At 37.2% G+C, this 11,415-nt stretch carries 9 protein-coding genes; 1 reads left to right on the forward strand and 8 read right to left on the reverse strand.

What is annotated here, in order from left to right:
• Nucleotides 1–74 precede the first annotated feature (74 nt).
• From GYV61_RS05720 to GYV61_RS05755, 8 genes are all read right to left on the reverse strand, one after another.
• Nucleotides 75–470 carry an NUDIX domain-containing protein gene (locus GYV61_RS05720; RefSeq protein WP_174795102.1) on the reverse strand — a complete coding sequence of 132 codons (396 nt, stop codon included), beginning with the start codon at nt 468–470 and terminating at the stop codon, nt 75–77.
• A gap of 98 nt (nt 471–568) precedes the next feature.
• A complete protein-coding gene (gene tyrS, locus GYV61_RS05725; RefSeq protein WP_174795103.1) occupies nt 569–1,834 on the reverse strand; it encodes a tyrosine--tRNA ligase in 1,266 nt (421 codons plus the stop codon).
• Between the two features lie 270 nt (nt 1,835–2,104).
• Nucleotides 2,105–5,077: an LTA synthase family protein gene (locus GYV61_RS05730; RefSeq protein WP_174795104.1), complete on the reverse strand. Its 2,973-nt coding sequence runs from the start codon at nt 5,075–5,077 to the stop codon at nt 2,105–2,107.
• Between the two features lie 21 nt (nt 5,078–5,098).
• Entirely contained in the window at nt 5,099–5,731 is a 633-nt protein-coding gene (locus GYV61_RS05735) for a glycerol-3-phosphate acyltransferase (protein ID WP_174795105.1), read from the reverse strand.
• Nucleotides 5,731–6,855, reverse strand: coding sequence for an LCP family glycopolymer transferase (locus GYV61_RS05740; protein ID WP_174795106.1), 1,125 nt, complete (start codon nt 6,853–6,855; stop codon nt 5,731–5,733). Before GYV61_RS05740 ends, GYV61_RS05735 begins: the two co-directional genes overlap by 1 nt.
• Before the next feature lie 103 nt (nt 6,856–6,958).
• The gene (locus tag GYV61_RS05745; RefSeq protein ID WP_122037983.1) at nt 6,959–7,525 is read right to left on the reverse strand and encodes an aldose epimerase family protein; all 567 of its coding nucleotides are present in this window, start codon (nt 7,523–7,525) and stop codon (nt 6,959–6,961) included.
• 258 nt (nt 7,526–7,783) lie between these two features.
• A complete protein-coding gene (locus GYV61_RS05750; protein WP_174795107.1) occupies nt 7,784–8,071 on the reverse strand; it encodes a type II toxin-antitoxin system HicB family antitoxin in 288 nt (95 codons plus the stop codon).
• Nucleotides 8,072–8,210: 139 nt separating this feature from the next.
• Nucleotides 8,211–9,644, reverse strand: coding sequence for an MFS transporter (locus GYV61_RS05755; protein WP_174795108.1), 1,434 nt, complete (start codon nt 9,642–9,644; stop codon nt 8,211–8,213).
• A 345-nt stretch (nt 9,645–9,989) separates the two neighbouring features.
• Here GYV61_RS05755 and hflX point away from each other — a divergent pair, with 345 nt between their 5' ends.
• Complete coding sequence (hflX, locus tag GYV61_RS05760) at nt 9,990–11,270, forward strand: GTPase HflX (protein WP_174795109.1); 1,281 nt, start codon at nt 9,990–9,992, stop codon at nt 11,268–11,270.
• Nucleotides 11,271–11,415: the final 145 nt, after the last annotated feature.

Below are 11,415 nucleotides of genomic sequence, written 5' to 3' on the forward strand. Positions count from 1 at the left end.
TTGCCCTCCTAGCAGTATGGTTATACGTTACTAAATTAATAGTATGAAATCCTATAACTTTTTTGTCAAATTAGTCAAATCAGATTTATTATTTTACAAGCAATTTTAGGAGGCATTAAATTAATCTGAGTTAGGTCTTTGACAGCTACCCAATCAGGCTGATAAACATTTGCATTATTTGAGCGTTCTTTTTCTTCTCCACTAATTTCTGGTGCAGCTATAAAGGAAATTTCAGCATAAAAGAAATGTTCATTTTCTTGACTTTTGTATTCAAATAGCTGGTTTAAGGCAGCTGGTTTTAGCTGAATACTTAGTTCTTCATCAATTTCTCTGATTGCGGTTTCAACTGGGGTTTCATTCCCTTTAGCTCCACCTCCCGGAATTACCCAGTAGTCTCGACCATTTTTTAATCTATGAATTAATAAAATCGCATCATTTTCAGAATTATAAAGAATTACACGTGCACGCATATCAACCACTCCTTCCGAAAAAATAATGTTTTCTTATATACTCTCTTAATTGGAGTTAAAAAAGGGCAGTTGCGAAAATAGCAACTGCCTCTTTTAGATTAATCTTTAATTGTTACCAAAGTATATTTTCTTTTACCTTTTCTAATAATCACGTATTTACCGTCAAAGGCTTTAGCAGGATCGACCTCAAAGTCAACTGATTGCTCGCGCTCACCATTAACATAAATTGCTCCGTTAGCAACATCTTCTCGTGCCTGACGCTTAGAAGGCTCAATCTTAGTATCAACTAAGAAGTCTATGATATTTTTGCTCTGAGAAGGTGCTGCGGCTGCAGGAGCACTCTTAAGTCCCTGCTCAATCTGTTTAACCGACAAGTTTTTAATATCACCGGAAAACAGGGCGTCTGTGATCATCTCTGCCTCTTTTAGTCCTGCTTCGCCGTGAACAAACTTGGTTACTTCCCTTGCAAGTGTTTTTTGTGCTGTCCGTTTCCATGGTTCGGTTTTTACTTGTTCAGCCAGATCATCAATTTCTTCGTGACTAAGAAAAGTAAAGTACTTCAAATACTTAACCACGTCCCGATCTTCCTGATTAATCCAAAATTGGTAAAATTCGTAAGGACTGGTTTTTTCAGGATCAAGCCAAACAGCCCCACCTGCTGATTTACCAAACTTAGTGCCATCAGCTTTTAACATTAACGGAATTGTTAAACCAAATGCCTGTCTGTCTGATCCCATTAACTTGTGAATTAAATCAATGCCAGCTGTGATATTACCCCACTGATCGCTACCACCAATTTGCATTTGGACACCATAATTTTTATTTAGCTGGTAAAAATCAATGGCTTGTAAAATTTGGTAGGAGAACTCAGTAAAGGAAATACCATTTTCCAAACGACTGGCAACTACATCTTTATTAATCATGTTATTAACTTGGAAGTGCTTGCCATATTCACGCAAGAATTCAATTAAACTTAATTTATCAAGCCATTCAGCGTTATTAACGATTTCAAAGTTGTCAGTGCCAAACAGCTTTTCCATTTGTTTAGTCAGAGCTACCTCGTTTTCATGCAATTTTTCTGCACTAAGAAGAACCCTCTCTGATTTACGCCCAGAAGGATCTCCAATTGTTCCCGTACCACCACCTATAACAATCACAGGATGATAACCAGCCAATTGAAATCTTTTTAATATCATGAAAGGAATAAGATGGCCGATATGTAGTGAATCACCTGTGGGGTCAGTACCACAATAAAGGGCTAAATCATCGTGCTCTTGTAAATACTTGGTTAAGCCAGCCTCATCGGTTTGCTGGTTAATCGCTCCGCGCCACTTCAAGTCTGCTAAAATATCAAAGCTTGCCATCTTTTTTCCTCCAATAAAAAAGTCCCCAGATTCATTTTTGAATCTAGGGACGACTAATTACCTTTTCAGCCGTGGTACCACCCACGTTTACACTTAATCACAAGTGCCTTAACTATGGTCTTTACGGGAACCACCCAACTAGTATTTCGCTACTCTTGACCTGTCTAGCTCACACTAACCGCTAGTTCTCTGAACGCTGAATCAAGGTGCTACTTAAAATTGTTATAAATGATAATACTCATTTTTTCTTAATAAGTCAATATAATTTTATTACTTATAGAAGCCTTTAATCTTTAAGCCATATGCTTTACCTGCTGTCATATCATATTGGATAGCTTCATAGTCAGCTAAAATTTCTTGTTGTTTTTTGGTGAGATATTTTGGATCAATTACTTGTCCTTGCCGTCCAATTAATTCGAAGCCTTTATCTCCTTTAAAGTTAATCGTAATTGCCGGCAATTTCTTATGTACTTCAGTCAGCAGCGCTTGGTAAGGGGTAACTTTCGAATTAGTCTGTTCTAGCATCATAGCAATAAAGTCACTCGAGCTGACGAAGTTATTAGCCCTACGCGGCAACCTAGTCTTAGCACCATGTTGACGAGCATACTTGTTTGAGTAAATAAAGTAGCGCGTTGAATGCATTTGTACCGGATACTTAGCAGTATAGTTTTGAGAAATAATGCTTGGATAGTGATCGCCATAAAAGACTAGAGTAATAGGCTTTTGAATTTTATCAATCTGTTTGATAAATTGCTCAACTGCCTTGTCAGTATATTGCGTACCCTTGACATAGGTAGCCATTTGATCACGTACTGCTGGAGACTTGAACAACTCTCCCGAAATCTTACCCATGTATTCGTTGTTGGGGTACCAGTTATTGTATGGCATGTGGTTTTGAATTGATATCAGGTTGATAAACTGGCCGCCATTACGGGAATTGATTTCTTTTAGTCCGTTGGCGTAGGTAGTGAAGTCAGAGTTATAACCGCTCTTACCTAGCTTCTTTTGGTCAATAATTTTATATTTTGAACCAACATAGATAAACTTATCAAACTTAAATCTATGGTAGTCTTCCTGACGTGAGTAATATGTACCGATAAATGGGTGGACTGCAGATTTATAATCAAAGTTCATCCCTATTGTTGGGTAGAAGTCATAATTTGGCACAATTTGAACGTAAGGGGTCAAAGTAGACTTGAACATACCCATATTCAAACCAGTTAAGGTTTCCCATTCCATGTTGGCAGTACCACCACCATAACCAGCACTCAACATATTACCGTAGGTTGAGCGTGACTTCATCGACTGGATAAATTTAACTGGATTTGGAACATCACGATCGAATCTAATCGTAGGGAAGGTGCTTGGATCAACAAAACTTTCACTCAGATTAAAGACAATGGTTTGATTCTTCAGATCATTTTTACGTTTCTTATTAATTTTGGCAGCAACTTTTTCATACTTGGTATTTAGTTGCTTAATGCTTGTTTCTGAATAACCTTCAGGCTGATCCATAATTTGCAGGTCAATGTAATTCAAGAAATTAAGGACAGGCCCATTAACCTGAATATCACGCTCTGGGTTACGGAACCTTTGCCTGTTGTCAAAACCGCGATTAATATGATAGATTACGCCACCATCATGGTTAAAACGCAGCGGCGTAACAAATAGTAACAGACTTAACAGTGCCCAAATTCCACGCCGTTTCCATGATCCGCGCTTTTTGATTGGACACTTTAATTCTAAGAAAATATCCAGCGCAATTATTACAACCAATGCAATTAAAATTACAATGACAGTTGTTTTACCAATCATTGGGATCAAGGTTCTCCAGTTGACTATCTCACTTAATTCAGTGGGGTAGATTGGTTCACCACGGAGTAAGAGCTTAATTTTATTTGCGATAGCCCAGCCGATAGCTATCAGACTTACCAGAATATTCGAAGTCCAGTAACGCGTTGTTACGAAATAAAATACTGAGAACAATGCATCTAGAAAAATGGTTGTTAGAATCATGGCAAAGAACTTAGTGCCGAGAAGATAAACTATCGCATTAATCGTTGCCGCCGTGCTTATCTGAATTCGTAAGTTATCGGATTCAATTAGGAAAGAGCCAAAACTTAAAATGTAGAACCAGGCCCAAGTTAGCAGATTAACCCTGTTTTTAATAACAAAGTTGGTAAATATTGCCCAACCCTTTTCACAAATTTTGGCCAGATTAGGTTCATGATCTAAGTAATTGATAATCTTAGCAAATGGATTTATTTGGAACAAATAGCGCTCAAGCAATTGATACCAGACAACCACAATGATTGTCATCACTAGCAGCAAAATCAGCTTGTCAATAATGGATGATCTTGTAAAGCTAAAAGCTCTCATAAATCTGGGTGAAATAGGTGCATCCATGATCATGATTACTGGGATAAAGTAGCGCATCTGATTTTTGTTAAAAGTTAAGATTAACTTCTTAAACAATAAAAAGACGGCCACCACCAGTAAAAACATAAATGGTGACGTAGGATTATTTAAAAATTCTCTGTTCCAGTCGCCACCACCATTACCGGAAATTATCTGAGACCAGTAAACAGCGTCAAAGCCGGAAACGCCAATCACTACAATGAAGAAGGACAAAAAACCACTGATTAAAGATAATGTCAGCAACTTATTATTGATGGGAACATTGGCTAAAAACATGCCCCAGGCAAAGAAAAGCACTAAGTACAAGCCATAAAACGAGTATTGAAAAGATAAATTACCGGCACTGAGGGCAAAACCTAATAATGTCAGCAAACTTAGTACTAAGAGATTTTGCTTAACAGTTAATTTATGCAAAAAGTCATACAGGTGTGGCTGGATTAGTAAGCAGAAAACCAGGCCGGAGAACAAAACTGAAGTACTGGTAATGATGGGAAACAGCATTCCCCAAACGCGCCACATATTAAAACGGGTTGGAACTATAAAGAAAAAGAAAATGTAGTAAACGATCAAAGTAACACTGGCTAGCAGCCAATATTTAAAGCTTTCACTAACACTTTGCTTTTTCCTGCTGTAAACAGCACCAAATACCATAGGCACTATCATTAAAGTTGCGTTGTGCAACATGTTAGGCATAAAGTGAATAAATGAAAAGTGCGCTCTGGCAGCAAATCCTTTCAAATTAAACATTTGCACTAGCATAAACAGAGTTGCCACCAGTAGGAAAATTATCTGAATAGCTTTTAAAGATTTCTTATTTTTATTCATATTCCTAAGTTATATTCCTCACTAAAAATGATGCTGTTGACTATCATGCAATAGACCCAATTTTTTCTTAATTGAGTATAAAACATCAACCTTTTTCCCGTTGCCAGTAAAAAAGTCACGTAGGTCATATCTAAATTTGAAAGTCATGACCAGAGTCATTATTAATAATACGATTCCCGCTTCTTTAACTTTAAAAAGTTCATACAAACTGAACAATATTATAAAAATTATCGGCGGAATCGTCAAATTTTGTAATAGTATCAGTAGTATTAAACAAACTAGAAGTGTCACCGCAGCAGCAGGAGTATCATACAGCGCCGCTACTATCACGGCTACCGTGACGCCCTTTCCCCCGTCAAAATGGTTCCAAAAGGGAAAGCAGTGCCCCAGCTCCAAGCCTAAGCCAGCATACAAAAGAGCAATATTGTCTGAGAAAAGATAGTGTACGATAAGAAGACAGATGAGCGTTTTTAACAAGTCACCAATACAAGTTAATATACCCCATTTTTTCCCAAACACTGCTCCGACATTAGCCGTTCCTGGGTTACCCGAACCCACCTTTGTGGGATCCTCGTGTAAAGCAAAGCGGCAAATAAAAACCGCAAACAGCAAGCAGCCAAATCCATATCCGATAGCGATTGACCACAAACGCATTACCAATTGTCGCCTTCTTCCTGGTAACTTTGATCTTGATAATCCTCGTAAATATGATAGTCTTGATTTTCAGGATTTTTAAAATCAAACCCTTGATTTTTATTACGTTTATTTTGGTAGGTTTCGTTATTGTCTACTGCTACAACAGACAAGCCTAATTCCGTTCGTAAATAATCTGATACTCGCTGCAATTCCTTAGTTGATTGCACCTGATAAGACGCACCGTCAATTGTCGCATTGTGTCCGTGAAGATAATCATTTTTGACATTCTTAGTAGAATCACGGTAGTTAAACGCAATTTGACGCAGCGCATCAAAGGGCAAATTAGTTTTAATGTTATCAGAAATTGCGGACAATACTGAATCTAACCTAGCTAAAGTATTGATTGACACTGACTTCTTGATGATAGTAGTTATCACTTGGCGCTGGCGCTTCTGACGGCCATAATCACCTTCTGGATCGTCATAGCGCATACGTGAATAGGCCAGAGCTCCACCGCCACCCATGTGAGTCAACTGGTTTTTCTTAAAAATGTAACCACCATACTCAAAACTCAAAGTAGGTTTGATATTAATGCCACCGATATAGCGGATTAGTCGCATAATACCTTTCATATTTACCAAAACATAATATTTGAGAGGCACATTAACTAGTTTAGAAACACTGGCCATGGACATAGCAGCCCCACCAACAGGATAAGCAGCATTAATTTTCTTAACTTGAAATTTTTCTGCTCCTATCATTTGAGCCATTGTGTCTCTTGGTACCGACATCAATGAATAGCGCTTTTTCTGCGGATTAACGACGGCAATAATAATAGTATCAGTATTACCTATTTTTTCTTTACGATCAAGTGCCCCGGTATCAGTGCCCATTAGCAATACAGCAAATTTTTTCTTGCCATCAAACTCGCCATTTTTGATCTGCACACTGTTTTGATCATCGTAGGCATTATCAACTGCATCTTTCGTGCGCAAATAAACATATGCGGAATATGCACCAACCGCCACAGTCAACAGGACTGCAATGCTTAACACCCAAGCTAAAATCCGCTTTCTTCTGTGGTAGTCCTTTGCGTGCAATTCGACCCGACTCTTATGCGGGTGATTCTCGTTGTGATCCATAACTTTTTACTTACCTAAAATCTAGTTACAATGAGTATATTATAGCAAAAAAACAAACCGACGACGGTTTGTCAATTTTATCTTATTAAAAACATTAATTTGTTTAACTCAATGTTAAGGTCAATGTCAATTCTTCATCACTATCACTGGCAAGACTGGCCTGGTCGATACTGGCTTTAACTTGCTCATGAGCAGCTGTTAACGCGAAATGAGCAGAATCCAAAGTCAAAGTAGTATCGTCTCTACTCAGCTCGAGTTCATTTGCGTTGGTAGTGATTGACCAGCCTGTGAAAACAGGCATTAAGAATTGTAACGAAAATGGCAAATCTTTATGCGAATTGTTTTTTAAATAAAACTTAATATCAATTCTATTTCCCTCCAAAGCATATGTCAGAATTGCCTCAAAATGGTAAGGAAAGTTTTTATAGCTTGAGTTGTCGTCAATTAACGCTAAGCTTACTCTGGAATCTCCCTTATCTACAACTGTCCATGGCAGGATGTCAGCCAGGTTTTCCCCTTGACCTGCTCCCTTAAAAATAATCTCTAATTGTTTTTGCTCATTCTCATCTTTAAAATAATCAGTCTGCTTATTTTGGGCAATAAAGTTAACTAACTTGGCACCCTTTTCAGAAATAGAAATTCGCAAAACAGAACTTTCAATCGTTTGCATAATTTACTCCCACACTTTTTTCTTTCTCAAAAATAGCACTCAAATAATGTTATTGTCAATTTGTATCGAATATCTAAAATGCTTTTGTACATTTAATTAGAGCTTATTGCAAACACTTTTTAGTAAAACAAGCTAAAAGTATTAGCAAAATTTTGTTAGATATATTATAATAGACTTGTTCCCGAGAATTAAAAGAAAGTTTTTGGAACAAGTTAATAAAAAGAGCATCCCAAGAAATTGGGGTGCTTTTTTTGTAAATCAAATTTCATAATTAATCCGATCGCGCGACGCCTCAGTTAAATCTGCAGAAACCGGTGCAACAAAGGAACCATCATCTGGCAACTTAATATCACTAGCTTTGCTAGCCTTCGGCAATACCGTTTTATTGTATAAACGACTCGCAAGTGTATCAGCAGCCATTTTCATTGCTTCATGCAGACCCTGCCCTTCGGTTATTCCCCCTTTAACATCAGGGAAACTAATTACATATATATCATTTTCCAGTGGCTTAAAAATGGCTGGATACGTCACAACTTTATGGTTCATTCTAAACCTCCTCGTTTTGCACTTTCCCTCTACAATAATATACCCAAATAAGTAAAAAGAAGAAAAAATTATTAAAAAATTATTTTTTAAAGCAAAAAAGTGTTGAAAATTTTTATTTTCGACACTTATTTACAAGTTATTATTTATTATTTTTGAATAGTCTCCAGCCACTTAAGATAACAGTAATTAGACAAATTATCATTGAAATAATGAAAACTACATGCATACCATAAATAAAAATTTCAGGTTGCTTGGGTAAATATGCGGTGACTCTAGCTCCTTTTGCTTTGCTCATTGCCGCAAATAATACGGTAGTTGCACTGGAAATACCAATAACCATACCTAGATTACGGGATAAAGAGTTAATACTGCCAGCAACACCTAAATCCTTTTGTTCAACAGAACCCATGACAAGTGAATTATTAGGAGAACTAAAAATGCCGCTTCCCAATCCCATTAAAGCGATGCTGATAATGAACAGCCAAATTGGTGAATTTAAGTTGCACAATGTGTAACCCACCTGGCTGATTAACAGTAAAACCAAACCTATAAATGTGATTAATTTAGAACCTATCTTGTCAGAAAGAGATCCTGCAACCGGTGCGGCAACCAGCTGAACTACAGGCAAAATCATTAAGATATAACCAGTTAGACTCGGAGGCAAGTGCCGCGCATTTTCCAAGTAAAAAGGTGTGACCACATTGAAGAAAAAGTTCGTAATAAAAATTAATAAGGCACAGAGCAGACTAACTGAAAAATCCGGATTTTTAAACAATTTGAATTGTAACAATGGATTAGCAGCATGATTTTCCACATAAACAAACCAAATAAAACTTACAAGACCAATTATTAACATTAATAAAACCAGTGAAGAACTGAAACCTAATTGCTGGCCTAAGAAAACACCACCAAATAGAGTAATCATGCCGAAAGCAAAGCTGAACGAGCCCATTTTATCCAGAGGAGCTTTGGTAAAAGTAATGTCTTGTGGTAAAAACTTGGCGCCAATTAATGCAGCAATGATTCCCACCGGCACATTAAGCCAAAAAATGTAAGACCAGGACAGGTGACTTAATATTAATCCACCTAAACCGGGTCCAGCGATTGAGCCCAGAGCAACAAAGGAGCCAATAGTTCCTAACGCTTTTCCTCTTTCTGTAGTGGGAAAAATTTCTGTGATAATACCATTATTAGTAGCCATAGTCATAGCGGCACCAACTGCTTGCAAGGCCCTTGCGCCCAGCAAAAACAATAGATTGATTCTAAAACCTGATAAAAGTGACCCCGCAATAAAAAAGATTGCGCCTAAGCGAAAAATTTTAATCTTGCCCAAGATATCACTTAACTTGCCAAAAAACAAAATAAAGCTGCAGACTACAATTAAGTACAGCGAAACTACCCATTCGGACTGGCTCATTGGAATCCGCAAATCTTTACTGATTACTGGCAAAGCAATATTAACAATTGTGCCATCTAAAGTTGACATGAACGTGAAAAGTCCCACGGCAACCAGAATCCACCAGCGATTCTGTTGTACCTTTTGATTAGTTTGATAGCTTATTCTTTGTGCCATTTTACAAATATCTCCGTTTTTACAAAATTAGTTAGGTACCTTAACAGATTGAATTATACTCCTTTTTTTCTCTCTGCCAAGTAATAAAAACTATTGGCAGTAATTTTTGCAAAACCTAGCAGGTAAAAGAGCCGGCTCTGACATAAATCAATTGGGGCAGTTATCCTAAAAAGCTTTATTTTTGCCACTAAAATTGGCGGACAATTAATCTTCTTTTTGGTAAAGAGACATAGATGTATTAAAATTAAACTAATAGCAAAGCAAAAGAGGTATGAATCATGAGGATTAAAAAATATTAATTTATAAGATCACTATTAATAACTTCACATACAGAAAGAGAATTAAATGATTGAAAATACTCCCCATAAAACAAAGGCATTTATTGCAGGAGTTAATTTAAATGACCCCAATTTTGATTATTACATGAATGAACTTGCCAATCTTACAGAAGCCGCAAACATGCAGGTTGTGGGACAGGCGCGACAAAATGAGGAACACATAATAGCTGGAACTTATTTTGGTCCGGGAAAAATAAATGAAATTAAAGATATGGCACGGGGCCTAAAAGCAAAAGTATTAGTGCTTAATGATGAGCTAACACCTGTACAAATTCGTAATTTAGAAAAACTGACTAAGCTGCGGGTAGTTGATCGCACAGAATTAATCTTAGAAATATTTTCAAGCCGTGCCCGGACTAAGCAAGCAAAATTACAAGTGCAGCTGGCGCAATTACAATATGAATTACCCCGCCTGCATCCCTCAGAAAACTCGTTGGATCAACAACGCGGTAATGGCGGTTCTACCGGTGGTGGTTTTGCCAACCGTGGAGCTGGTGAAACGAAACTGGAATTGAATCGGCGCACAATTGGTAAACAAATTTCTATTATAAAAAAGGAATTACAAACTATTAGTAAACAAGAAGAAATTAAAGCCAAAAGGCGCAATCAAAATCATATCCCTAAAGTAGCACTAGTCGGCTACACTAATGCTGGCAAATCAACCACTATGAATGGGCTGTTAACGGAATTTTCCAAGCATAGTGCTAAACAAGTTTTTGTTAAAAACATGCTGTTTGCGACGTTGGATACAAATGTTCGTCGTATCGACTTAGATAATAATTTTAGCTTTATCCTGTCAGATACAGTTGGTTTTATTTCTAAATTGCCCCATAACCTGATTGAATCTTTTAAAGCTACGCTGCAGGAAGTAAAAGATGCCGATTTATTAATTAACGTCGTTGATGCTTCTGATCCCAATATGATACAGATGATCCGCACCACACAAAACGTGCTTGCTGAAATTGGTGTCAAAAACACGCCGATGATTACTGCCTATAATAAAGCTGACAAGTCAGAGCGCAATTATCCGCAAATTGAAGGTAGCGGTATTCTATATTCTGCAATTGATACCAAGTCTATCGCAACCCTTGCTGATTTAATAACCAAGCATATTTTTAGCAGTTATAAGCAAATTAATCTGCTTTTACCCTTATCTGCGGGAAAGATTTTAGCTTACTTGCATGAAAATGCTCAAGTATTAAAAGAAAACTATCAAAATGATGGTATTCATGTTGTTGCGCGTCTTTCACCCCAAGAACAAGCACGCTTAGCTAATTATATTAACTAAAAAAAAGATCCTCGCATATGATATGACCCCCAAATTTAGGACAAATTTGGGGGTCATTTTTATGTCTAAATTATCTAAACAAGATAAAATTGAAATCTATCATCTTTGGCACGATTATCAAATAAGCCCTGCTGAGTTAAGTCAG

Source organism: Lactobacillus melliventris, assembly GCF_013346935.1.
In the GTDB taxonomy this organism is placed as follows: Bacteria; Bacillota; Bacilli; order Lactobacillales; family Lactobacillaceae; genus Lactobacillus.

What these genes read in the sequence shown, in the direction of transcription:
- hflX (WP_174795109.1), top strand. Translation starts at nt 9,990, where the DNA reads ATGATTGAAAATACTCCCCATAAAACAAAGGCATTTATTGCAGGAGTT.
- GYV61_RS05730 (WP_174795104.1), bottom strand. Translation starts at nt 5,077, where the DNA reads ATGAATAAAAATAAGAAATCTTTAAAAGCTATTCAGATAATTTTCCTA.
- GYV61_RS05750 (WP_174795107.1), bottom strand. Translation starts at nt 8,071, where the DNA reads ATGAACCATAAAGTTGTGACGTATCCAGCCATTTTTAAGCCACTGGAA.
- GYV61_RS05740 (WP_174795106.1), bottom strand. Translation starts at nt 6,855, where the DNA reads ATGGATCACAACGAGAATCACCCGCATAAGAGTCGGGTCGAATTGCAC.
- GYV61_RS05745 (WP_122037983.1), bottom strand. Translation starts at nt 7,525, where the DNA reads ATGCAAACGATTGAAAGTTCTGTTTTGCGAATTTCTATTTCTGAAAAG.
- tyrS (WP_174795103.1), bottom strand. Translation starts at nt 1,834, where the DNA reads ATGGCAAGCTTTGATATTTTAGCAGACTTGAAGTGGCGCGGAGCGATT.
- GYV61_RS05735 (WP_174795105.1), bottom strand. Translation starts at nt 5,731, where the DNA reads ATGCGTTTGTGGTCAATCGCTATCGGATATGGATTTGGCTGCTTGCTG.
- GYV61_RS05755 (WP_174795108.1), bottom strand. Translation starts at nt 9,644, where the DNA reads ATGGCACAAAGAATAAGCTATCAAACTAATCAAAAGGTACAACAGAAT.
- GYV61_RS05720 (WP_174795102.1), bottom strand. Translation starts at nt 470, where the DNA reads ATGCGTGCACGTGTAATTCTTTATAATTCTGAAAATGATGCGATTTTA.